At 40.4% G+C, this 24,236-nt stretch carries 14 protein-coding genes and 3 tRNA genes; 9 read left to right on the top strand and 8 right to left on the bottom strand.

Annotated features, from left to right (window positions below; translation table 11 throughout):
- Positions 1–12: 12 nt before the first annotated feature.
- Genes ACXAG7_RS16400 through ACXAG7_RS16370 form a run of 7 tightly spaced genes read left to right on the top strand, consistent with a single transcriptional unit; the run spans position 13 to position 13,149 of the window.
- The gene (locus tag ACXAG7_RS16400) at positions 13–3,687 is read left to right on the top strand and encodes a hypothetical protein (RefSeq protein WP_476667483.1); all 3,675 of its coding nucleotides are present in this window, start codon (positions 13–15) and stop codon (positions 3,685–3,687) included.
- Positions 3,677–4,432, top strand: coding sequence for a hypothetical protein (locus tag ACXAG7_RS16395; RefSeq protein ID WP_408042715.1), 756 nt, complete (start codon positions 3,677–3,679; stop codon positions 4,430–4,432). Before ACXAG7_RS16400 ends, ACXAG7_RS16395 begins: the two co-directional genes overlap by 11 nt.
- An 8-nt stretch (positions 4,433–4,440) precedes the next feature.
- Positions 4,441–7,314, top strand: coding sequence for a hypothetical protein (locus ACXAG7_RS16390; protein ID WP_476667482.1), 2,874 nt, complete (start codon positions 4,441–4,443; stop codon positions 7,312–7,314).
- Positions 7,315–7,319: 5 nt separating this feature from the next.
- On the top strand, positions 7,320–11,093 hold the full coding sequence (locus ACXAG7_RS16385) for a contractile injection system tape measure protein (RefSeq protein WP_476667481.1): 3,774 nt from the start codon (positions 7,320–7,322) through the stop codon (positions 11,091–11,093).
- On the top strand, positions 11,081–12,430 hold the full coding sequence (locus ACXAG7_RS16380; RefSeq protein ID WP_408042718.1) for an ATP-binding protein: 1,350 nt from the start codon (positions 11,081–11,083) through the stop codon (positions 12,428–12,430). The genes ACXAG7_RS16385 and ACXAG7_RS16380 overlap by 13 nt, the downstream gene beginning before the upstream one ends.
- Positions 12,431–12,445: 15 nt before the next feature.
- Positions 12,446–12,835 (top strand): DUF4280 domain-containing protein, encoded by a 390-nt coding sequence (locus ACXAG7_RS16375; RefSeq protein WP_408042719.1) that lies wholly within the window; start codon positions 12,446–12,448, stop codon positions 12,833–12,835.
- 56 nt (positions 12,836–12,891) lie between these two features.
- Entirely contained in the window at positions 12,892–13,149 is a 258-nt protein-coding gene (locus tag ACXAG7_RS16370; RefSeq protein ID WP_408042720.1) for a hypothetical protein, read from the top strand.
- Between the two features lie 38 nt (positions 13,150–13,187).
- Here the strand turns inward: ACXAG7_RS16370 and ACXAG7_RS16365 are convergent, their stop codons facing one another.
- The 4 genes from ACXAG7_RS16365 to ACXAG7_RS16350 all read right to left on the bottom strand — a co-directional run bounded on the left by ACXAG7_RS16365 (position 13,188) and on the right by ACXAG7_RS16350 (position 19,021).
- Positions 13,188–15,536 carry an eCIS core domain-containing protein gene (locus tag ACXAG7_RS16365; RefSeq protein WP_476667480.1) on the bottom strand — a complete coding sequence of 783 codons (2,349 nt, stop codon included), beginning with the start codon at positions 15,534–15,536 and terminating at the stop codon, positions 13,188–13,190.
- Positions 15,537–15,733: 197 nt separating this feature from the next.
- Positions 15,734–18,076 carry an eCIS core domain-containing protein gene (locus ACXAG7_RS16360; RefSeq protein ID WP_476667479.1) on the bottom strand — a complete coding sequence of 781 codons (2,343 nt, stop codon included), beginning with the start codon at positions 18,074–18,076 and terminating at the stop codon, positions 15,734–15,736.
- A gap of 134 nt (positions 18,077–18,210) precedes the next feature.
- Entirely contained in the window at positions 18,211–18,768 is a 558-nt protein-coding gene (locus ACXAG7_RS16355; RefSeq protein ID WP_476667478.1) for a hypothetical protein, read from the bottom strand.
- Positions 18,769–18,947: 179 nt separating this feature from the next.
- Positions 18,948–19,021, bottom strand: a tRNA-Asp gene (locus ACXAG7_RS16350).
- Between the two features lie 236 nt (positions 19,022–19,257).
- Between ACXAG7_RS16350 and ACXAG7_RS16345 the strand changes: the two genes are divergently transcribed.
- Positions 19,258–19,836, top strand: a complete 579-nt coding sequence (locus tag ACXAG7_RS16345) for a Crp/Fnr family transcriptional regulator (RefSeq protein ID WP_408042725.1) — start codon at positions 19,258–19,260, stop codon at positions 19,834–19,836.
- Positions 19,837–19,939: 103 nt separating this feature from the next.
- On the top strand, positions 19,940–20,359 hold the full coding sequence (locus ACXAG7_RS16340) for a MoaF-related domain-containing protein (RefSeq protein ID WP_476667477.1): 420 nt from the start codon (positions 19,940–19,942) through the stop codon (positions 20,357–20,359).
- 57 nt (positions 20,360–20,416) lie between these two features.
- On the opposite strand, the gene ACXAG7_RS16335 is transcribed toward ACXAG7_RS16340, so the two are convergent.
- From ACXAG7_RS16335 to ACXAG7_RS16320, 4 genes are all read right to left on the bottom strand, one after another.
- Positions 20,417–20,490 (bottom strand) — tRNA-Asp (locus ACXAG7_RS16335).
- An 80-nt stretch (positions 20,491–20,570) separates the two neighbouring features.
- Positions 20,571–20,644: transfer RNA gene (locus ACXAG7_RS16330), tRNA-Asp, on the bottom strand.
- A 55-nt stretch (positions 20,645–20,699) separates the two neighbouring features.
- Positions 20,700–21,623, bottom strand: a complete 924-nt coding sequence (locus ACXAG7_RS16325; protein WP_476667490.1) for a DUF58 domain-containing protein — start codon at positions 21,621–21,623, stop codon at positions 20,700–20,702.
- Between the two features lie 57 nt (positions 21,624–21,680).
- Positions 21,681–24,218, bottom strand: a complete 2,538-nt coding sequence (locus ACXAG7_RS16320; RefSeq protein WP_476667476.1) for a M1 family aminopeptidase — start codon at positions 24,216–24,218, stop codon at positions 21,681–21,683.
- Positions 24,219–24,236: the final 18 nt, after the last annotated feature.

Genomic DNA, 24,236 nt, shown 5'->3' with positions numbered 1-24,236 from the left:
CATGGATAGCGAATGATGGAAAGAAGGAAAGGAACCATACAGCGTCGACGAGTTGAGAATCAGTTATTGAATCAGGAATTCAAAATTGATGAACGCTCCTTTGACGATTTGTTAGCGTATATAAGTGACTATGTAGCCTATATTAATTTTTATACCACCGAGAATGTAATCGATGGAAATTGGCGCAGCCTTATTGAGCAAGACCCACTTATCTATATCATAGGTATTGTCAAAGAGCCTATCAGCGACCTGCGTCTTGATGAACAAGACTCCGCAGTGGTAATCCCTGTGATGCTAAATTGGTACTACCGCATTGAAGGCTGGTACCAACAACTCTTGCATTTTGAAGAGCTCGTACTTGCCGATAAAATTAGGAATGTGTTGTACGATGTGTTGGAGCGTAAAAAAGACCTGTTACAAGCGGCGCTGGAAAACCAAGAGCGCAGTAGTGACGAAACCAGTTCTTTTGCTTCTACCTTGCAGTCCTATACCAATCCGGATGGACGTGGAACCGCTTTAGATTTGTCGGAAATGGTGCATACCTTCCGCAAAATGGTCATCTATATTCAAAATTTTACCAGTGCCTACGTAAAGGCGACATTGTTTGATAAAGATAACCATTTGCCTAACAATGCGATGTATATCGCATTTAGCATTTTAGTAAAGAAAATTCAAGATCAGCTCAATACCCTTGGGCAACGTCATCTCGACTTTTATTATAAAGAGGTGTTGAAACAGACTCCGAGTGAAGGTATTGAGACCAAATCAGTGGTTTGTTTTGATCTTATTCCTATATCAAAGGGGGCCTTGATTCCAGAAAAAACCCAACTTTCCGCGGGGAAACTGTTTGGTTGTAAAAAAAATACACTATTTGAAACGGTAAAACCACTGTTGGCAGTGCCTACGGTGATTGAAACGGTTCAGGCCTTCTATCTAAATCAAAGCCCGTTTATAAAAGTAGGAACTCAATACCCTACCATAGCAAATATTGTTAAAAATACCTTTGTCAGCAAAGGAAAACCGCAGGTAGTAGCGAACAGTTCGTTGTTCGGAGCTGATGAAAATTCAATCATAGATTCTGAAATCACAGAGAGCACCACCACGGATATCGGTTTTATGATCGGTTCCCAGGTGTTGTTTTTGGAGGAGGGCCGTCGCCAAATTACCTTGGTGTATCGCTTGGAAAAAGAATCGGCAAAGAACAGTTTGTGGAGGTTGCTACACGAAATGGAAGTCAATCAGGATTTGCCCATGGATATCGTATTTAACGATGTTTTTGAAAAGGCTTTTGACATCGCCTATACCTCGCAAAAAGGTTGGGTGGTACTCGACGATTATTACGTAACTTTTGAGGAAGCGACTGATGAATTTAGGTTGAAGTTTGTACTTGAAAACACAGCGCCCGCAGTAGGATTGTTAGCAGGGGAATCACAGTTTGATTGGCCCATGATTCGTGTGGTGCTCTCAGAGTATGCACCGATTTATGCCTATTCTTATTTGAAGGGAGTGCGTATTGAAGAGCTGCGAATTGATGTGACCGTAGAAGGCATGAAAAACTTATCAGTGTATTCCGATGTTGGAAAGCTACCCTTAACAAAATCCTTCCCAATTTTTGGAAAACACCCCGAAGTGGGGAACCACCTATTGATAGGGAAAAGTGAATTGTTTAAAAAGGAATTGGATGCTCTCGATATCCATATCGAATGGGAGCAAGTACCCGAGGATTACGGTGGATTTGAAACCTATTACCAAGGGTATTCTAAACCCTTTAGCAACAGTTCCTTTTTAGTGAATATCTCAGCCTTGTCCAATGGCTTTTGGATTCCTCAGCTAGAGCACGAGCGCGAAGTCACTACTTTGTTTAGTACCGTTCCGGCAAGAACTCCTGAAGGTTATGAAAGTATTTTACTGAGCAAACATCGTATTTTGAGTTTGCAAAACTTAGCCAAGTATCAGCTGAACAAAGATTTTCGCCTACGCGATCCATTGGTGTATGATATCCATGCCAATGACGGGTTTTTTAAATTGACTTTTTCAGCACCTCAAGAAGGTTTCGGAAAAGATTTGTACAAAGAAGACTATTTGCGCATTGCTACTTTTAATGCACAAAATAACGGACGAGAACCCTTGCCGAACAAGCCTTTTAATCCAAAGGTAAAGCAATTGACCTTGAGTTATCGAGCGAGCGACACGATCTATTTTAACAATTCTTTCGACGGTAGTTCTGATAATTTATTGGGCGCATACATACATATCACACCGTTTGGATTGCAGCAGACGGTGCAAGATAGCAAGGTGTTTAAAGACACGATGTTGTCTAATTTTGAAGGGGAAGGCTATTTGTATTTGAAATTGAAAAAAGTACAACCCGATACGACCATTACTTTGTTTTTTGATTTGGAAAGTAGTGTTGCCAGCCAGTGCGAAACCCCCAATAATATTCGTATCGAATACAAAAAACTCGATCAATGGGTGGCACTGCCCAAAAAGAATGTAGTATCAGACAGCACGGATCAGTTGAGTAAAGCCGGGATTGTGGAGTTATTAGTACCTCATTTTTCAACTGAATTTGCTTCTGATGAAATAGAATTCCGCTTTGTAGCGTTTCACGAAGCATTCCGCTATCCGGTGCTTAAAGGGATTTATCCCAATGCCGTTGAGGTCGTAGGGATTGATTCAGAAGAAACACATATAGGGAAAAAAGTACCTGCCGGAAGCATTCGAAAATTGACTGCTAAAATAGCCGACGTCAAAAAACTTACCCAGCCTCAAGATTCCTTTGGAGGAAAGTTGCCAACCAGTCCCGAACTTTTTTATACGGAAGTAAGCGAGCGATTGCGCCATAAGGATCGAGCTTTGACCATCTGGGATTACGAACATTTGATATTGCAGTACTTCCACGAAGTAATGGCTGTAAAGTGTACAAACTTAAACCAGTTTTTTAAGCCTCAAGCGGGAAAAGTGCGTTTAGTGGTGCTTTCCAACCAGTGGAAACACGATAAGCATCATTATTTTAATGTCAATGAATTGGCTATTATCCATGAATTTATTCGAAAAAAAGCCAATTCGTTTATCAAAATACACGTACAGAATCCAGTAGTAGAGTGGCTGTTGGTGACCTGTATCGTCACCTTTGAAGCAAATGAGCAAGGAGGTTATTTTATCAATGCACTCAATGAAGAACTCAATAAGTACCTCTGCCCAGTAACTCATGACGCAACGACCAATGTTGAAGGTATAGGGGGGACTGTAGTTCCGAGGATGCTCAAGAGTCACCTAGAAAATTTATCCTATATCCAGTCGGTACAAAAGCTGGAAATAGAACAAATAATAAAGAAGGGGATTGATAATTATTCTTTGAAAGTCCACAAAGAAAGTGAGGAAATAAAACCCACAACTCCCTGGTCCATGTTAGTGCCTAAATTGAGGCATAACATTTATTCATCAGCTATTTTAGAAGATGAAACGATTACCGAAATAGAAAGTCAAAATTTCCGTATTGGATTGGATTACATCATTGCCGATGATGCCGAAGAGCCTCAGGAAATTACGTTTTCACCCGATGAAGAAACTCCGCTGGAAGCATTTGATGAAACGGATGAAGAAGTGCGTGAAGAAGCCTTGACCACTATTTTGAATTTTAAATTAAACAAGCATTCAACCAAACAGAAAGACAGTGAAAATTAAGCTACTGAACAGACAAAGTTTAAAGGTATTGTTTACCGCTGGGGCAAGGCCTAAAGAGAGTAATTTCTTTAGCCTAATTGATTCTATGGTAAACAAGGTAGATGATGGTATTTCTAAAACCGAAGAAGACGGATTAATCCTATCTCCCGAAGGTAAAGAATCGGATCGCGTGATTAGCGTATATCAAAATGTAGAAGACGAACTACCCCAGTGGAGTGTATCCTTACAACAAAAAGAAGACCGTTCATTAAGTATAGAGGCGCCGGTGACTAAAAATGATCAAAAGACAGTCATGTCGTTTCAGAAGTCAGGTGAAGTCGGTATCGGTACGCAAAAGCCGCGTACAACACTTGAAGTTGCTGGAGTATTAGGAGCTGAAACTCGTGTCGGAACCTATAAAATAGGACAAGTTAAGGCCGATGGTGAATGGCATAGTATCGTCACTGATTTAGACGGATGTATGGCTTTCGAAATCATGGCTCAAGTGGGTAAGAAAAAAACCGGCCGCTATGCCCTAATGCATGCACATGCACTGAGTACTTTTGGTAAATCACATCATAAAATTCGAAAAACCCAAGCCCACTACGGATGGTTTTGGAATAAAATCGATATACGATTTACGGGGAGTACGTATAATTACAAGCTACAACTTCGTACCCGTTCGAATTACGGCCCCGGACATATGATTAACTATCACATCACCAAACTTTGGGATGCCAATATGGATGCCCTGTTTAACGAATAGTCAGCTGAATGAATAGAAGCACGAAAGGATATATAGCTAAAAAGAAACCGGGTACTAGTTTGTACGAAAATCTGCACCAAGAGGCCTTGGAGTTATTGCAAAAACTCAGTGGTGCGACTTGGACAGATTACAACGAGCACGATCCCGGAGTAACGCTCCTTGAAAACATTGCATATGCAATGACCGAGGTGGCTTATAAAATAGCATTGCCCATTGAAGATATTTTGCATTCTTCTAAGGGAGCAGCGCTAGCATCAGGTGATAATGGCCTGTTTGAAGCAGCGGATATCTTGACCACCAGCCCCGTAACCTTTGAAGATTATCGCAAGCTTTGGATCGATGAAATTCCGAATATTAAAAATGTTTGGATTTATCCCGTTGATAGTTACGAAAAGGAACTCGCCAATATTAAGGGCTTACTCCACGTTTATGTGGAAAAGTATGAATACCACGCCAATCGGAAAAATGAGCAGCGTGAAAATGAGGAGATCAAACAGCAAATGCGATCATTGTATCAGGCAAATAGAAATCTCTGTGAAGACCTATACGCGATTGAGGTGTATAAACCTTTATCTTTAGTCATGGATTTTCATATTACCTTGTCTGATTTAGTTGAGGGAGAGGAAGTGCTGGCGAGTATTATCCATAAAATAAACGATTATCTAGCACCCGAAGTTACCTATCGCTCCTTAGGTCAAATGCAAGAGCAAGGCTATGCTGTCAATACCATTTTTAACGGTCCGTCCTTAAATAATGGTTTTATTGAAGACGCCAGTTTAAAAGATCCTAAAAATTATATCAACATTCCAGAAATCATCAAGCTCATTTCTCGAATTCGTGGAGTGGTCAATATCAGTGATTTTAGCCTGAGCTTTTTAGATCCCGTGGCTAAGAAACAGCACGTAATCCGCGAGAGCCTGCGCATACCCAAAAACATGACGGCTCGGGTATTGTTTCCGAAAACGAATGAACAGTTAGTCTTTGAGAATTCAGGAGTGGTGTTTTACCCCGATTTAGTTCAAACTAAAAAGCAATTGTCCTTTATTCAGGCGTTGGATGCTAGCAAATTTAAAGCGGCTTCTCACGCCGATAATACGATTGATATCCCTACCGGAAGCGCCTTGGATATCGAGGAGTATTTTCCGATACGAAAGCAGTTGCCAGAATTGTACGGAGTAGGAGATCACGGAATTAGCCAAGGCGCGAGTCCTCTGCGGCAAGCGCAAGTACAACAGTTAAAGGCATACCTATTGCCCTTTGATCAGTTGTTGGTGAACTTTTTAGCACAATTGAATAAACTCTACACTTTGTACGATGTTCGCACTGAGGATAAACAAACGTATTTTACCAATACACTTCCAGATGTTGCTGAACTGACCGAATTGTTAATGCCTCAAACTACCGATATGGAGTTGGAGGAATTAGAGCGGTATTGGTCGGTGGTTACGCATGAATTGATGCGTTATTTTGACAGACATGCCTCGTCGCGTTTGCACGCCATTGCCGACCAGTTATTAGCGAGGTACAGTGAGGTATTTCAGGGATATGCACTGGAAAAAATTAACAAGGCTAGCTACCTTGGGTTAATACCTGAAGAGACGTACAAAAACCAAATACTCAAATCGAAAAGACAACTTGTTGCCGAGTACGGAACGCTGAGTTATCAGCGTGCTAAATCGTTTGATTATACTGCTATAAAAACAGCATTGGGCGATCAGGAACAGCGGTACTTAGCAGGGGTGTTTAAAAAAATAGCGATAGCAACGGGCATTGAGTCCTTCGAAATTAAGTCGTTTACCAAAACGGTTATGGACGCAGGGATCCACCTGCATGCCCCTACAGAAGAATTGGCTTTAAAAATTTCAGAAATAACCATCGATACTCCATTAGGTCAGGTCGAAATTGATGAGGTTTCTGTACAGTTTACACATATAGAATTACAGCGCGAATTGCGAGAAGGGATGCATTTTGTGGGAGGTGATGAAGGGGTGTTAAGTACAGTACTCAAGGAGGGTATCAATGTTGAAAATTACAGTATTCAACCCCATCCTCACAAAGAAGGTGCCTATTTGGTATTGCATAGAAGCCGGGTAGGAGCCTATCATGTTGTGCACATCGCCACGAGCAAAGAGGCAGCAGTATCTGCCGTGCATCAGGCCGTAGCATATTTGCTGGAATTAAATAAGAGGTCTGAAGGGTTTTGGATAGTCGAGCACCTTTGGCTATTGCCAGATTTTAAAGCGGAAACCTTTGGCTTTTGCATCGATTTTTCGAAAATCGTTGCCAGTTTTGACCTGGTCTTGAACCAGTATAAAAAAATGAATTTCGCTATGAGAGATGAGCAAATTTCAAAATTATTACACGGAATTCAAGAGGGAACCGTTCAGTTTGAAGGTCTGAAACGAGAGGGCGGTTATGCTTGTTTGGTATTAGACGAAGGAGGAGAGGAGTTGGCCATTTCAGAAAATGTATACCCATCAGTTCCGGCCTTAGAAGAAGCCATTGGAGGACTCGCTAGGGTGCTAAAGAGTACAACTGTCGAAACTGTTGAAGAACTCACGACTTGTTATGTGTATTACGGGGACGAAAAAGTTGATGAAACTTTTTTTTCGTTTACCATGAGTTGGGTACTTCCAGCTTGGCCTGTTCGTTTTCAAAATGATAATTTCCGCAAGGTTTTTGAACACACGGTGTACGAAAGTTTACCCATCCATATCGTATCAGAATTTCATTGGTTGACCTTTGAACGCCTGCAGGCTTTTGAAGAACTGTATTTTCAATGGTCCGATTTGTTTCAACTACAAAGCGAAGATCCCTCGGTTAAAGAGGCTAGGAATTTTTATGCGTTCGAATTGATTAAAATGTTACAAATGTTTGCTTAAAGCTGATGGAGGAAGAAGCGATACATATTATCCGACGACAGCGGTTTGAGCTCGAAATAGGAGATGCAGCTGAAGGACATGCGTATCAGTCGCGTGTCAGCCAGCTACAAGAACACAGCATTCAGCACGTGATACAACGCGTGTTGGATAAGTATCACTCTCCAAAATTTTTAGATGTCTACAATGAAATAGAACTCGATTTAGGCAGTATTTCAGCGGTGAATTTTGAACGTGAGTTAACGTATAAGTTAGAAGAGGCTCTGGCGAGCTTTTTCAAATCAAATGTCTTTGAAAACACACTGCTCAGAGGTACTCGGCAGCCTATACACAAAACACAAGTAGATCGCTTTATCTTTTTTCTGAAAAATGGGTATCTGCAATGGGATGTGCCTTCGGCTACCAACCCGGTGAGTTTATTAAAAGATGCCCTTCGAGATGATGCTGAAACTTTGATAGAGGTGCTGAAAGTAGAAGGAAAGAAAGAACGTATTCGAAAGCGTTTGATATCGCAGTTGCAAGATGAATCTCTAGAAGAAATTGTCATCGCAGTGAAAAGCGAAGAGGCTAGCTTTATCAACCAATCGAGAAGAGATATTATAGGATACCAACAGGAATATCGACTGGTGGAAACCAACCCGGGATATTTTCGCCAAGCTACCTGGGATATCGTGTTGGCCTATATTTTTACGGAGGTTTCTGGTTATGCCAATCAGAAGAACTTTTTGCAATACTTAATTAAGGAAGTTGCAGCGAAGTACAATTTGAGTTATGCGAGTTTATTGCAGAGTTTAGCGGCTGGAGTTCGTAAATCTCAACAAACAAACATCCCAAACTTCGGGAAGCTGGTTTTCCAGTTGGAAGAAGAATTACAGAAAACAACCATATCGACGACGACGAGTGCTAAAAGTTTGGTTAAAACAATAGGGTATTATTTACAGTACCAGTCCTTGCCCAGCAGCAGTAGCCTTTCGGAAGCGACTTTTTGGGCCCAGGTTTCTGAATTAGTACACAAAGATCCGCGGGCTTTTAAGACCGTGTTTTATAAATTTCTTCAAGAGGATAGCGATCATATAACCTTGGTATTGCAGCGCATTTCCAGACAATTATTACGAAAAATAGCAAGGGTGCTTCAAGAGCAGCAAGTACAGCGATTGTTTCAGTTTTTTGAAGAATTACAACAGTATTCACAGCAACTTTCTTTGCTGTCTAAAACGCTACTTGGGGTAGAAGAACAACTTGAGCGAATGAGTTGGGCTGTATTTGCTAAAGAGCAGCAATCCAAACAACCCTTGCTCGCTGCGTTCTTATGGGAATTGGTACAGGATTTTCGAATTGATGAAGATTTCGTGACGATTTTGGAGTTTTACGAACAAAAAAATACCACGAGTGTTCACAGGTGGTTACCTGATTTTATAAAATTACTTCGCAAGCAAAAGGGATTTGAACAACGCGTTCAAAAAACCGTATATAGGCCAGTTGTATTGGAGCTGTCGGAGCAGTTGTATGCGTATTACAAAGCCAAACACAATGTGAGTCAGTTTACATTCTATGAGCAGCTGTTAGCACAGCAATATACTACCTCGAGTTTGAAGTTTGCACGTGCATTTATAGAAGCGTCACGAAAATCGGGAGGAAGCACCGAACGCTTATTACTGCATTGGAGTCTGGAACGTTTGCACGAGCTGGAAAAGAAAGGGGCGGAAGTGGCAGCAGTTTTACAAGAGGTAAAGCGCCTATTGCGTTCCTTGGAGATAACGCCGGTTATGAAAACGGTATTGGAGCGTTTAATAGCCCACTATCCAACAAAGTATGAATCTAAGGGAAAGTTGGTACAAGATAAAAGTACCAATGTTATGTTGCACCTAATTCCCGAGGAAGCCTTTTTGAAATTACACCGTGAAATTGAACAGAGTTTTTATCAAAGATCTGAGGTTCATTTGTACCGTCACCTTCGAAATGTGATTCTCAGCTTTTATCAACAGCACGGGGTACGCTTGCAGTCGATTCGGGTTTTGTTAAATCAAGAAGCCTTTTTAAAACAGGCTAGTACATCGGTAATAGCCTTGATAGAACGCGTGATAGCTCATGAAGAAAAGTTAAAAAATCAAGTTACCAAGCCCTTGAATTACGCTTGGGATATGTTGGTGTTTTTTTCTGAGAAAGGAGGACTTCCTTGGTGGGCAAGAGCAAAGACTCGAGAAGCCTTGCAAACTTGTATGACGGCAATTTTGCAAGAACAACCAAAACAGTTTGTAAAGTTATTTAAAAAATCAAAGTTCCAAAAACAATGGATCGAGCATATGACCTCACAACAATTCCAGTTGTTTTTGTCCGAAATAACACCGATGAACTCAACGCTTATATCGGAGTTGTTTCTCAGTATTCAGGAGTTTGTGTTACGAGAGTTAGCTGGGCTGGTTCCCGTAACATCCACACTGTTGTTTGAGTTGAAAATAAAGCTGTTAAGCAGGTTGGCTAAAAATTCACAGGTGTCAATAGCTACTTTGGTGGATGAATTGTTAATAACTGTGTCTAATGTCCAAGGAATGAGTGTTTTGAAGCTCAGTCACTTATATGTGAGTTGGGTTGTTCAACAGCACGGGTTGTTATCTAACTTGCTGTCTAATAGTGGGTTTGAGTTGTTTTTGAATGCGAGTGAGCGTGCTTTTCATGATGGAAATGAAGGTTATCAACAGTTGTTAATAACGTTGTTAACAAGTGAAGGCGAGTGGGGAGTTGTTAACAATTCGCAGCGTTCTCAACAGTCTTTGGAACGTTTAATTCAATGGAAATCGGAGCGGAAAAAAGATTTTGAAGTATTGATAAGGCATAAGGAGTTTCGAGCATTTGCCATCAACAAGCTTGAGGTGACAGCGCAACATTCTTTGTTGTTAATACTTGTTGATGATCGGAGTAAAAAAGAGTTGGGCTATGTTTATGAGTTGTTTAGAGTGTTTCAGAAAGAGCTGTCTTCAAGTCACTACCAAAGTCTGTGGATGCGCTTTGTAACCTTAGTATTACAGAAGTTAAAGCTGGGACACAGCTCGACGTGGCAGGTAGCTGATTGGGCTTTGTTGCTACAGTCGAGTATGGAAGAATTACCGCGAGAACGCATGGGATGTTTATTGGAGGTTTCTGAGAAATTTGTTGATAAGTATGATTTTTTAAAGCGTTTGTCAAAGCAAATTGTTAATAACGTTAAGAAAAAACATCAGGAGTTGTTTGAGCGAACTACGGAAGCAGTCCCGGTAGTAATAGAAAAGGAAACCATAGAGGGGACAGTATTTGTCGAAAACGCAGGGATGGTGTTATTAGGACCTTATATACCCATGTTATTCGAGCGAATGGGCTTACTGGAAAACAGGGTCTTTAAAGATTACCAGTCCCAACAAAAAGGGATGTATGCATTGCAATATGCGGTACACGGAACAAACAGCCCCGAAGAGCAGGAGTTGCTACTCAATAAACTCGTTTGCGGGGTGCCACTTCAGGAACCTTTGGGGCCAGAAGTAATGTTGACTGTGGATGAAAAAACCTTAATTGATGGGATGTTGCAAGCTATTATTAGCCATTGGAGTATCATAGGAAATACTTCGGTAGAAGGTTTGAGGGTGTCCTTTTTAGCAAGAGAGGGAAGCCTAGTTGAGGAAGAAAAAAAGTTTGTATTAACGGTTGAAAAAAAGTCGTTTGATATGTTGATAGATCAAATTCCATGGACCATAGGTCAATTGCGATTGAATTGGATGGAAAAATATATAGAAGTATTATGGAGAACGTAATGGTGAAACCGCTGACCTTGGCTTTAGATATTGCCTGGTTAGAGTCGGTAATCGATGTCGGAATAGCATTGTATTTTAAAAATGAAAGTCCCTTTAAAGCTGTACAAGAATTGGAAGTTCCGGAAGTACCTGAAGAGGATACTTCGGGCTATGCCGCCATAGTGCGAAAATACGGCGTCAGATTTGAGGAGCGCTTGATATTGGTGATGACCATGGCACGTTATATAAAACCCCAAAGTTTGGATTTGTTTTTGCTTAAAAACAAAACTATTGATGCGGAGTTTTCGGAGTTTGGTGGAGTAAAAGATGCCAATCATCACGGTTTTATTCCCACCCTAGAAACCGTTTGTTTTTTACTAGGAGGAGCGGATGATGTACTTATTAGAATGAACTTTATGCGCGTGATTTACGATACTAGTTTACTGTACAAAGAAGGTGTGCTGGATGCTCATAAGTTCCCTGTTGAGTTGAAAGAACCTTTGCGTTTGTCAGAAGAGTACCTCAGTATGATTATTACGAATAAAAAGTACATACCGAAATACAATTCCAAATTTCCGGCAGAAGAGATCAGTACCAAATTGGAGTGGGATGATTTAATTTTGGAGTCGAGTATCAAAAGTCAATTGCAGGAAGTAAAGGCCTGGTTGCAGCACAGTGCGCTCATTTTAAACGAATGGAAACTCGACAAAACATTAAAGCCAGGATATCGCGTGTTGTTTTACGGTCCACCAGGGACAGGAAAGACTTTAGCGGCCTCTTTGTTGGGAAAGTCTATCGAGGCACCGGTATTTCGCGTAGATTTATCAGCGATAGTTTCGAAGTATATCGGTGAAACTGAAAAGAACCTCGGACAGTTGTTTGACACGGCAGCTTCGAAAGGATGGATTTTATTTTTTGACGAAGCTGATGCCTTGTTTAGTAAGCGTACGGATACGAGTTCGTCGAACGATCGACATGCCAATCAGGAAGTGGCATACTTACTGCAGCGCATTGAGAGTTTTGATGGTTTGGTGGTTTTAGCCACCAATTTACAGACAAATATTGACGAGGCTTTTTTACGTCGCTTTCAAAATACGATCAATTTTAGTAAACCGCGATACAGAGAGCGAAAGCTCTTGTGGCAGAAAATGATTGGAGAGGTGTTTGAAATAGAAGAAGGAATAGCGGTATTGGACAGTATTGCACAAAAATATGAGCTATCGGGAGGAGAGATGATCAATGTCGTCAGGTACTGTGCTATTAAGGCAGCGGAAAGTGGCGCAAAGCGAATTAGTCATAAACACATTATGACAGGAATAAAGCGGGAATACCAAAAATCAAATAAAACGTTTAACTAACTATAAATTATACACATGGCGAATTTAACTTGCAGCGGAGCGAGCATTTCTTGTTCGTACGGAACGGCGACTTCTAGTTTAACCATATTACCCATTAATGAAGTAAACACCGATAAGATGCCAGCGGCAACAGTCAACGATTTTATTCCGTTGTTAAATATTATGTCGTTTGGAGAGTGTTCTTCAGAAACGAATCCGGCCGTGATTGCGGCAACGGCAGCAGCTAGTGGAGTAAAAACTCCAGCACCTTGTGTGCCGGCAACCGTTTCACCCTGGTCACCGGGAATAGAAGATGTATTGATAAACGGAATGAATGCCCTTGACGATGGTAGTACTTGTGATTGTCTTTGGGCTGGTTCGATTTCTTTTAGCAATGCAGGAGAAGAAGATGTCGATATTTCTTAAGTATATTTAGACCATTAAAAACTAACAACTACAGAACCCTTTTATAATTATTGTATATGAAGAAAGTGATGGGAATCATATCCAAGATAACAGAAAATCACTATGTGAATTTACTGATATCAATAGGATTAATAGTCATAGGATTTGAAGAATTGTACAAGCAAGATGTGCTTCATATCGAAATTCATTGGAAGCACGGTATTAGCATCTATGCTATTTTAATGTGTATTCGAGCTATTTATAAAATCATCAAAGGCTTTGTGGAAGCTTATAACCGCTTAACAAAGAAAGAAACGCCTGTAAAAGCTTCTTAAAAGTAAAAAGGATCGTGTTTTTCACGATCCTTTTATTGTTAATGTATGGTATCCAAACCGAGGATATTGTTCGCAAAGTACATGTGGTATTCTGTACTTTTATCTTCTAGTTTTTGAATTCGTTTTTTCGCCAATCTTACTTGTCTACCGTCTCCAGCATTTGCTCGTAAGTGTTGGTCACAAGCTCTGTTTAAATCTTGTGCCATGGCATGTGGAGATGTTGAAGTATGTCGAATGCTTCCGTTGAGGAAATTGTAATCGTGAGCGATGGTATTGAATCCGCTTCTAAGGTAAGCATCTTTCATTTCAATTAAACTTCTAAAAATACGTTGGAAATTTGCAATCACAAATTCGCGTCCTGCATTGAGCTCATTGAACAATTGCAACTTGAGCTCATCAACATAGGCTGAGTACCCCATTTCTTCAACTCCTTTAATACCTGAAGGTATGCGTTCAAAGATGCGTTCTGCTTCAAAGTATAGTTTGGATTTAAGTTCATTATAACGAGCATCGTCAATCTCTTTTTGTAGACGAAGATTTCCTCTACCTCCACCAGCGTCAATATGTTGGTTATAGGTGAAAATAGCTTTTCTTGCAGGGTCTGCCATCATTTCTTTTCTCGCTCCTAAATACATGGTGCTTCCTCCTCCGTATTTTTTTCTCTCTGCCTCTGAGGCGTCATTATAACGACGCATAAAGTCGGCTTTGAAGTCAAAAAAGTCATATCGAGACATGGTATATTGGAAAAAGGCATCATCTTCTTCAAGTCGGTCACCGTGTAAGAAAAATTCCCAAGTATCATCAAATACATTCAGTCCTGAAGCGGCAAAACCTTCTATGGTTACAAAGTCGGTGTCATCGGCAAATATTTTGGTTGAAAAATGGGTGTGATCGTCCGAGTGACTATTCATGAAAAAGCGCATTGAAAACGGCATGGGAGTATCCATGTCTGTTGGTTTTCCCATGGTGGTACCTGCAACAATGTCACAACCTCTCGGAAGTAGTAGTTCACCTCTTCCTTGTTGGGCTAATTGCCTGTTTAAATGTCCCTTGTTTACGAGGTGGGTGCTCGATGTGTCAGGAATATGTTGTAAGAAATTTTGCATTTCACCGGTGGTTTCCATGACCTTTATAAGCAGAGGGTTTACGGATACAAAAGGAAAGGAGTTGGTAAATAGTTGTAAAGCCTGAGCCACATCCGTTTTGTTAGCACCACCTTTAAAATAACGATTGATCACCTGATAGACAAGGATGAATTCACCTTTAACACGTTCAATAGTATCATCTCCTTTATCCGTATATCCTAATTGCGAAAGGCTTTTGCGAATAAATTCCGTTTTCATTTTAAATTCATACACATTTTCTGCCGGTCCTGTATTCGTGGTGAATTCTTGGGTTTTGGCTTCCTTGTCGTATTGAGCTTCAAAATCTGCGTCAAAGGTTTCATTGTTATAAGAGTTTGTCGCATCAAGTTGCGTTCTGTATTGTTTTTTTGCAAGATTGTTTACCAAGGTGTTTCGTATACCCACATCTAAGGCATCCGTATCAATTGCGTTGTCTCCTTGAGTTTTGTGAATAGGCATAACCTTGTAGTACCTCTCGGCGGTATCGTTAAAGCTAATAGATCGAGCTCCTGCATTGGTAAAGCGCAGTAAACTTGCATCTAAATTGTTATTTAAGGCATCAATCATACCCGTATCTCGAATGTATAGCTCGTGGTTGGGGTATCCAAGTCCTACTAAAAAATGCCCGTTGTTAGATTTATTATAAACGGTCCCGGCATCGTCTTGAACTACGCTATAACGCTGAACAGGTTGGGCATTTGAACTGATGCTTTTACGTTGCAAGGGAGCATGAGTATCGGTTCTCATTTGTAGCGCCTTGGCTCCCATTACATCTGCTTCTCTTTCTAAGCCTGCATCATCATTGATAGGAGTTTTTCCTTTGAGCTGAGTGGTTGCTTTGACGCGGCCTTGCTTTTGTTGTACCACGTGCCAAGCTTCGTGAGCCAAGTGTTTTTCTTGCCCAGGAGCTAGGTGGATGTCAGTACCTTGAGCATACGCATGAGCTTGTAACTGGGCAGGTTTCGCCGAGTTGTAATGTACTCGAGTATCACTCATATCCAGTCCTGATAATTGTTCGATGCCAGATTTTAATTGATCGGGTAAGCCAGTATTGTTTATCTGACGTTGTATTGGTGCCGTTGGAATTTGGCGAGCCTTTAATTGCATAGCTCCCATTTTGGGGCTCGAATCAATAGATTCTTGAGTGTCTTGTTGACGTTGGTGAAACTGGTTGTTGCTTTGAAGCTGCACAGTTTGCGCTTGCTTTTTTGAAGGGGGAGCAACAGTGGGTTTCTGCGATTTGGATTCGCGTAATGAACTCATGTTAGCGTAGTTTTTGTTGTCGTAAATAATTGTTTGATAATGTTAAAACGCTTGTAGTACGCTAGGTAGTATACGAGGGGTTTTAACTTTTTGAAGATAAGTAGATTTTTCTAAAAGCGAAAAATCAAGGGGGACTTTTGTATGGAGAAGGCCAAAATAAAAACACCTCCCTAAAGGAAGGGAGGTGATGAAAATGCTTATACTATATGGTTGAGCCCTGTTAAATTATTGGCTAGATACAGGTCTAATTCTTGAAATTTTCTTTTAAGCTGGTTAACTTCGTTTTTGATAAGTGTGGCAGGTCCGTAACTGAGTTTGTTTTTACTGATACGGTTATTACAACCAGTAATCACATCGTCAGCTTTAGCATTAAAGCTCAAAGAACTGTCTTGTATGCTGTATTTTAAATAGTTTTTAGAATCTGCCAATTCGAGCAATCGGAATTCATGATAGCCCATTTTAGCCTTAACTAAGGTAGTAAGTGCTAACTGAAAACTATGGATGGTAGCATTTCTTCCACTATTTAGTACCCCCATCAACTCGGTGTTCATTCTGTTTTTTACCTCGGTATACGGAGTTTCGGTAACCGTTCTGTAACTAGCAGGAATTGCTTCGATAATCCTGTTAGCTTCATTGTACAAGAGCGGTTTTAAGCGGTTTAACTCTTCTAGATCTCTACGGGCTTTGGTTTTGAGCGTTTTTTGTCCTCCACCTGTGGCAATGTGTTCGTTGTAAAAGTCTACGGCTTTTTGGGCAGGATCGGCATCCATTTTTTTAAATACCCCTAATTGCATATAATCTCCTCCCGATCGATCATTCCTGCGTTCTTCCGTGAGGTTGTTGTAGGTATCCATATAGGGTTTCTTGAAATCGAAAAAGTCATAACGTGCCATGGTATAGTCATTAAAGGAATCGACCTCCGTTTCGCGATTTCCATGTAGGAAGAATTCCCATGTATCGTCAAAAATATTGAGTCCAGAGGCTGCAAATCCTTCGATAGTAACAAAGTCCGTATCATCGCCAAAGATCTTGGTAGAGAAGTGTTTGTGGTCATCTCCTTGTGAGCTGTTCATGATAAAACGCATCGAAAAAGGAGTAGGCGTATTTTCATCTGTAGCCTTCCCCATGGTGGTCCCAGCAACAATATCACATCCGCGGGGTAGCAGTAATTCTCCTTGGTCCATTTGAGAAAACTGATGATTTAAATGTCCTTTTTTGACTAAAAAATCGGTTGAGGTATCTGGGATTTTTGGCAAAAAGTCCAGCATTTCTCCTGTCTTATACATGATTTTCTCAATCATAGGGTCTACAGAGAGTATCGGAATTTCATTTTTGAAACTCACGAGAGAAGTATTGACGTCTTTTTTGGTTTTTCCCGTACCTTTCAAGTAACTATTGATAACCGCATAGGTTTTGATATAGGCTTTTTTCGTGTCTTGAATTACATCCGTTTCATCGTGCGTATAGCCCATCTGAGATAAGGACTTTCGAACAAATTCAGCCATCAGTTTAAAACTGTAGATATTCATCGATGAGCCTGGGTCGTTGGTAAACTCAGCTCGCTTGTTTATAAGGTCAAATTGGTCGTTAAATTCAGAGTCTTTGTATTCTTGATCGTCATTGAGATTGTCTTTGTATTGTTTTTTAGCCAAGTTGTTAATGAGCGTATCCTTGATTCCAGTTCCTAAAGAAGCCTCATCAATGCGGTTTGGACCAGCGGTTTTATGGCCTGGGTATACTTTTACGTAGTCTTTGGTTTCGTTGTTAATGGTGATTTGGTGGGTCCCTTTGTTGACAAATTTTATCAAACTGGCATCCAAACGATCGTTGAGTTGCGTAATCATGTCTTCGTTTTGGACGTATAAATCGTGGTTAGGGTAACCGATTCCCACTAAGAAATGCCCGTTGGCCGATTTATTAAAAACTTTTCCATGACTATCCTGAACAACGCTGTAGCGCTGTACGGGTTGGTTTGTGTTTGCGATACTTTTTTGTTGAACGGTAGTTTGTGATGACGCCGTTATATGTAAAGCTTTCGCGCCCATGATGTCAGCTTCGCGTTCTAGACCAGCATCGTCGTTAATCGGCGTTTTTCCTTTTAATTGCGTGGTCGCTTTTACGCGTCCTTGTTTTTGTTGTACCACGTGCCAAGCTTCGTGAGCTAGGTGCTTTTCCTGGCCAGGAGCCAAATGTATATCCGTACCTTGTGCATAGGCATGGGCTTGTAATTGAGCGGGTTTGGCCGAGTTGTAGTGTACTCGTGTATCGCTCATGTCCAGGCCTGATAATTGTTCAATACCAGATTTTAACTGATCGGGAAGTCCGGTGTTGTTTTCTCGACGCTGGACAGTACCCTGCTCAATTTGCTGTGCTTTGAGTTGTACAGCGTTCATGCGAGGGCTGGTAGCAATGGCATTCTCAGAGTCTTGAAGATTTTGATGTTGGGAATGCTGACTTTGCAGCTGTGCTGTTTGTTGTGATTTCTTTTCTTTTGAAGAGGCCGTTGCTGTTTGGCCTTTATTCGCTCTAATGGAACTCATAGTAGGGTTTTCATGTTTTTAGAATGCGTAATTCTCGGTTAGTTTGATTAGGTAAATATATTCTAAATGACTTAAAAAGTCTCACTTTTTTGTTTGAGAGTCTAAAAAAAACACGGTAACAGTACGAGGATGACTCAGTAAATGATACCGACCCCTAATCCTAACGAGAATTGATGTAAAAGAGTAGGGGAACTCGTGGACTGCAATGGGCTGTAATGTAGGTAGGGCGTAAAATAATATTGAAAAGGATAGGAGCTAAATATGGGAGCTTGAAACCCTGTACGGAAGTGCCCAAAATTGCTGCTCAGTTGGTTGGTGCCGATAAGGTAGCTGGCTTGGATATAATAGTTGACCAGTTGTTTTGAGTCAAAATAAAATCGTAGGGAAGTTCCTAAATGTAGGCCTGCATATGGAGGTTTGTGAAATTTTTGATAGTTTATAAATAGCCCTATGGCAGTGTGAGCATTCATTCGGTAATTGATACTAGTACTGGCTTCAACGCTGTAGTTGAAACCTGAAATTTTATCTAGTTTGCCGTTGGTAATGCTATTTGTTACATGACTAGAAGAAAGTTCAAGTGTACTAAACCATTGATTTTTAGGGAGTGTAATGCTGTCCTTGGAAATGGTGTTTCCAAGTAAGGAATTTACTGACAAAAGTAGGGCAGTAAGAAGTGGCTTGAATACTTGCATAGCGGTGATTTTGACACGGTGAAGGTATTCCTAAGTAGGACTCTGGACGCTTCGGATACTCAAATATACCAGGTGAATTGTTCGTTGCAGTGCGCTTTGTAAAAACAGCCAAGTACGATGTAAATTTCGGAGGGAGAACGCATAAAAAAAAAGCTTCTCAAAAAATGAGAAGCTTTTCGCGGTCTGGACGGGACTCGAACCCGCGACCCCATGCGTGACAGGCATGTATTCTAACCAGCTGAACTACCAGACCGTTGCGTTTAGCGGTTGCAAATATAAGGAATGTTTTCGGTTCTGAAGCAATATTTTTAGGCTAATTTTATAGAAAAATCTCTGTTTGTTTATATCTGTCTGAGGGTGAGTTTGTTTACTTTGAAGTTTTTTCTCAGTTAGAATAATGAGGAGTGTCCTGTATTGATTTTTGGCTTTTAAGGTGTGTAAGTTGTCGTTAGCTTGGTTATAAGTGACGTAATTTTGTACCTTGCTTTGATGTCAATAGAAATGTTAGAAAAACACCTTCGGGGTCACTTAGAATTTGAGCCTCGTGTTTTGCGTAAAATCGTATCGAAGTTTCAAGAGAAGAGACTGGCAAAAAAAGAACACTTTGTTCATGCTGGTCAAATCCCAAACTACGAGGGGTATATAACCAAAGGCTTGGTAAGGCAATACGTGCTGGATGAGTCGGGAAAAGAGAGCACCATGTACTTTGCTGTTGCAGATTGGTGGGTGAGTGATATTGATGGTTTTTTATACCAGAAACCGGCTACAACCTATATACAGGCTTTGGAGGATAGTGAGTTACTCGTGATTTCTAAGGAAGATAAAGCAGCTTTGTTTGAAGAGTTTTTGGAGATGGAAAAACTATTTCGAATAATGACCCAAAAATCGCATGCAGCTTTGCAGCAACGGATGGTAGCCAATTTGATAAAGACAGCTGAAGAGCGCTATGTGGATTATATAACCAAGTATCCCCATATTGCAAAGCGATTAACCAACGTACAGCTCGCATCTTATTTGGGAATTTCTCATGAGTTTTTAAGTAAGATTAAAAGCAAACAAGTACGATAGTGTTGATTTCTGCTCCTGATTATCTTTTTCAATTGTTGAACTAGTTCAATGTTTTTCCTCGATCAGCAAACTACTTTTGCAAAGAATTTAATAGTTAGCATCCATGAAAAAAATAATGAGTACGCTTTTATGTGCTGGAGTTCTAATGAGTTCTTGTGTATCAAAGCAGGAGGGAAAGGAATCGAAATCAGTACAAGAGCAAACGGTAAAACCGGTAATTTTGGTAGGAGAAACCTTGAAGTATAATTATGGTGAAGATGTTTACCTCGTTTCGTTTAGGTCAAAAACTAAACTGCATTGGAAATGTTTGGAAGGTAGTGAACAGGGGAAAGAGGCTACAGAAACCTACAAGCTACAGCAAATAGGTACTCATAGGGTATTTATCGCCTGGGTGGAAGCCGACGGTTTGGGTGTGAGTCAGGTACTCGATTTAAAAACTAATAAGGTATACAGTTACTTAAAAATTGATCAGGAATTGGTGGCTTTAGAAGGAATAATCACGAAACCGACTACAGGACAATAACGGATTGAAAAAACATATAAAATGAAAAAAGCTTCTCAAAAATGAGAAGCTTTTTTGCGGTCTGGACGGGACTCGAACCCGCGACCCCATGCGTGACAGGCATGTATTCTAACCAGCTGAACTACCAGACCGTTGCATTTAGCAAATGTAACTTTCGTCACAAAAAATTTAAAATAAAGAAATCGTTTAGAAATTTCTTTGTGAACTTTAGCGGTCTGGACGGGACTCGAACCCGCGACCCCATGCGTGACAGGCATGTATTCTAACCAGCTGAACTACCAGACCGTTGCGCTAAGCGGATGCAAATATATAACTTTATTTTAATTAAAAAAGCATTTTATTATAAAATTTTCCGTCTACTTATGAGATAGGAGGTTAAGATTTCGTTGTATCCTTGACGTATATCTACAGGGATGTAACTAATCTTGTATTGTAAGCATTTGTTTTTTAGTTTGTTGAAATAGTCGTTGATTAGGTTTTGATATTGTTCCTGAACATTTTCGGCGTATAAATTTATTTCCTCACCAGTTTCTACATCGACAAACTTTTTTGGGTTATTGTCAAAAGAGAAGTCCTTTTCCGTAGCACCGTCATAGGTATGAAACAAAATAACTTCGTGTTTGTTGTGTTTTAAATGTCGTAGTGCATCGAATAATTCCTCTTCACTTTTTTCTGTTTGAAACATATCCGTAAAGACAAATATCAAGGAACGTCGATGTATGTTTTCTGCAATTTCATGCAAGTATTCATAAGTATGGGTGGTAGAGGTTGTTGGTTGTGCGAGTAGCCCTTCTAATTGATGAAGTAACATTTTCCTATGTCGCTCACTACCTTTTTCGGGAGCGTAAAACTCGTACGAATCGGAGTAAACACTGAGCCCAACAGCATCTCGTTGCCTTTTTAATAATTCCATTAAACAGGCCGAAGCCACAGCAGAAAAACCTATTTTATTCAAGCTGTCTAAGCGTTGCTGCTTAACCTGAGGATAGTGCATGGAGGCAGAATTATCAATGATGATATGACAGCGTAAATTGGTTTCTTCTTCGTATTTTTTTGTGTATAGTTTTTCTGTTTTAGCAAAAAGCTTCCAGTCGATATGACGGGTACTTTCTCCTTTGTTGTAAAGTTTGTGCTCTGAAAACTCTACAGAAAATCCATGAAATGGACTTTTGTGCATCCCTGTGATAAACCCTTCTACTACTTGCTTGGCAAGTAGGTCTAGATTTTTAATTTCAGCGGATACGGAATGGTTTAACGAAATCATAGTAGCCAAAATAAAAAAAGGTTTAGCAATAGCCAAACCTTTTTGTTGATACTTGTATTAATGTGCTTGTATGCGGTGCAGATTATCACTGACCATAAGGAGTTTTTTGCGTAAACTAGGATTGAGGTCAGGGTGCGATCCAATAAATTTCTCGACTATTTGATGGGCTGCTTCTGAGCGGTAATTACCGATGCTGCCTGCTAACCATCGTTTCGGAAAGAAAATGTCTCCCGTACGTTGAACTTCTTCTAAAAGGTCCAAGCACAATTCTAGGTGCTTTATACTCGATTTTTGGCGTAAGGGGTGGTGAATATGATTTAAAGCCGTCACTACCCACGACTCTTTTTCTCTGTTACTGGCCTCTTGGAAAGATAGCATGAAGTTATCGCGTTCCTTCTCATCTTTTGATAAGGAAGGTAAGAGCCATTCGAATCGTTCTTTTCTGTCCTTATTGTGTATGCGTTCTTTTTGTGCTCGTAATATCTCCTCTGCTTTTGGATGTTCATAAATTGCCAAATTACAGGCAAGATTCATATAGTCCGGCGTAGTTAAGGTCAGGTTTTTAGGAGTGTAATCACCCTTCCATATGTTGTATAATACGGACTTCCCTTTATCGGTATGGCCGATGTTCACGAGTAGGTCATACAGAGTTTTTTGGATGTTTTTCGGTTTTTTTTCATCCATCAATTGTTGGACCGTAGTGGGGAGTGTGTCAAAGGTTTCACGTTCTTTTGGCGTTAGAAAATACCAATACAATTGGTTAATTCTGCCTGTGATGTAGTTTAATATTAACTCATTACGCTCTATTTTCAGTCCGTCAATATAGTACTTCAGTACCTCCGTGATGGCAATGTTTCCGTTGAGGGCATTTTCGTAGAGGTTGATATAGGCATATCCTCTTGCGGTATCGTCTTTTATCGATTTAGGTGCCTTTGTGTTCAAAGGAAACACACCATAGCCCAATCCGTTATAATTATAAATGATATTTTGAGGTTTCGGTAGTCCTATAGCGGCCTGTACTTTGGTTTCTTTAGCCAAAACACTGACGGGAATTTCATGGATGCTATCCTTGTAAACGAGTCCGATAGAAAACTGTTGCGGCCATAATTTTGGGGCTCCATCTTCAGATTTCTGGAATAACTGGAAAGATGTTATGTGCTCGTCTTTATATTCAATATTTTCTGAGAGTATGGGGCGGCTCGCTGAGTTTACCCATACATCACTCCATTGTGATACATTTTTCGGACTTATTTCATCGAAAATTCGGATGAGGTCATTCCAATCTGCATTTTCATTAGCGAAAGTTTTCATGTAGCGTTGAATCCCTTTCTTAAAATGCGCTTCACCAATAAAATGCTCTAATTGGCGCATCATTATGGGAGCTTTGTTATAGATAATTCTCCCGTACAAGGAACCGGCATTTTTCAAATTTTTTAATTTTTGTCTTATGGGGTGTGTTCCTTGGGTGCGATCTTCTGCATAGGCACTTGGATAGTGCGACATCATAAAATGTAAATCGTGGTTGGTATTTGGAAATACGGGGTTCATAATTTTATCAGCCATAAAATTGGCGAACACTTCTTTCATCCAAACATCGTCAAACCAGCGCATGGTTACCAGATTTCCGAACCACATATGTGAGGTTTCGTGGGCTATTAATTTTGCTCTGCGCAACTTTCTTGTTTCCGTGGCATCGGCGTTTAAAAACAATTGATTTTCTCGGTATTGAATGGCTCCAGTATGTTCCATACCACCGTATTGAAATGGTGGTATAGCGGCGAAATCCATTTTTTGAAATGGAAATTCGTATTGGGTATATGTACTTAAAAAATCAAGAGCTTGTTGATGGGTGTCAAAGATAGTTTTTGTACTTGCTGCTATTTTGGATTCATCGGTTTCTCGGTATAAAAAACGCATGGGGAAAGCACCGGGATTATAGGTGGTTTCTTGGAATTTTCCAGCGACAAATGAGAAGAGGTAGGTACTCATCAAATCTGTTTTTGTAAACTTGTGTTCAAGGCTATTACCTTCCATAATGGTGTACTCTTCCTTGGCTCCGCAGAGTACTTTCCAGTCAAAGGGGGCGGTAACATTTAACTGATAATGAGCCTTAATATCTGGTTGGTCAAAACAAGGAAATAGGGTACTTGCTCTGTCAGGTACTAGTAAAGTATATAGGAACTCTTGATTTCTGTTCAATGACAATTCACCTGCTTTGAATCCGATATTGATCATGTTTTCACCGAGGTCCAATGACTCTTTTGGAATGATGATGTGTTGGTTTTCATGAGCGATTGGTACGGGGCTACTGTTTACGACAAGTGCGTGAAGGAAAGAGGGTTTTTCATTAAAATCTAAAACGAGATCGCTGTTTAAGTTATTTACAGTACAGCTAATGGCAAGTGTAGCAGCTATGGGCGCTGTGCGGTCTTCTGGAATGGTAAAACTCAACTCATACAAAACATCGGACACCTGTTTTTTTCTGAGAATTGCTAGTTCATGAGAGACTCCTGATTCTATTTTTTTCCGTTTGGGTTTCGGGTTTTGGCAGGCCATCATCATTGCGATGAAGGAGATAAGGAGAAAATTTCGCATACGAGAAAGGTCAAGGTT

The sequence above is a fragment of the Tenacibaculum sp. AWR4_210 genome, from assembly GCF_056160945.1.
This window is presented reverse-complemented; position numbering and strand designations above follow the sequence as displayed.

What these genes read in the sequence shown, in the direction of transcription:
- ACXAG7_RS16380 (WP_408042718.1), top strand. Translation starts at nt 11,081, where the DNA reads ATGGAGAACGTAATGGTGAAACCGCTGACCTTGGCTTTAGATATTGCC.
- ACXAG7_RS16360 (WP_476667479.1), bottom strand. Translation starts at nt 18,076, where the DNA reads ATGAGTTCCATTAGAGCGAATAAAGGCCAAACAGCAACGGCCTCTTCA.
- ACXAG7_RS16385 (WP_476667481.1), top strand. Translation starts at nt 7,320, where the DNA reads ATGGAGGAAGAAGCGATACATATTATCCGACGACAGCGGTTTGAGCTC.
- ACXAG7_RS16340 (WP_476667477.1), top strand. Translation starts at nt 19,940, where the DNA reads ATGAAAAAAATAATGAGTACGCTTTTATGTGCTGGAGTTCTAATGAGT.
- ACXAG7_RS16390 (WP_476667482.1), top strand. Translation starts at nt 4,441, where the DNA reads ATGAATAGAAGCACGAAAGGATATATAGCTAAAAAGAAACCGGGTACT.
- ACXAG7_RS16375 (WP_408042719.1), top strand. Translation starts at nt 12,446, where the DNA reads ATGGCGAATTTAACTTGCAGCGGAGCGAGCATTTCTTGTTCGTACGGA.
- ACXAG7_RS16365 (WP_476667480.1), bottom strand. Translation starts at nt 15,536, where the DNA reads ATGAGTTCATTACGCGAATCCAAATCGCAGAAACCCACTGTTGCTCCC.
- ACXAG7_RS16325 (WP_476667490.1), bottom strand. Translation starts at nt 21,623, where the DNA reads ATGATTTCGTTAAACCATTCCGTATCCGCTGAAATTAAAAATCTAGAC.
- ACXAG7_RS16400 (WP_476667483.1), top strand. Translation starts at nt 13, where the DNA reads ATGATGGAAAGAAGGAAAGGAACCATACAGCGTCGACGAGTTGAGAAT.
- ACXAG7_RS16355 (WP_476667478.1), bottom strand. Translation starts at nt 18,768, where the DNA reads ATGCAAGTATTCAAGCCACTTCTTACTGCCCTACTTTTGTCAGTAAAT.
- ACXAG7_RS16345 (WP_408042725.1), top strand. Translation starts at nt 19,258, where the DNA reads ATGTCAATAGAAATGTTAGAAAAACACCTTCGGGGTCACTTAGAATTT.
- ACXAG7_RS16370 (WP_408042720.1), top strand. Translation starts at nt 12,892, where the DNA reads ATGAAGAAAGTGATGGGAATCATATCCAAGATAACAGAAAATCACTAT.
- ACXAG7_RS16320 (WP_476667476.1), bottom strand. Translation starts at nt 24,218, where the DNA reads ATGCGAAATTTTCTCCTTATCTCCTTCATCGCAATGATGATGGCCTGC.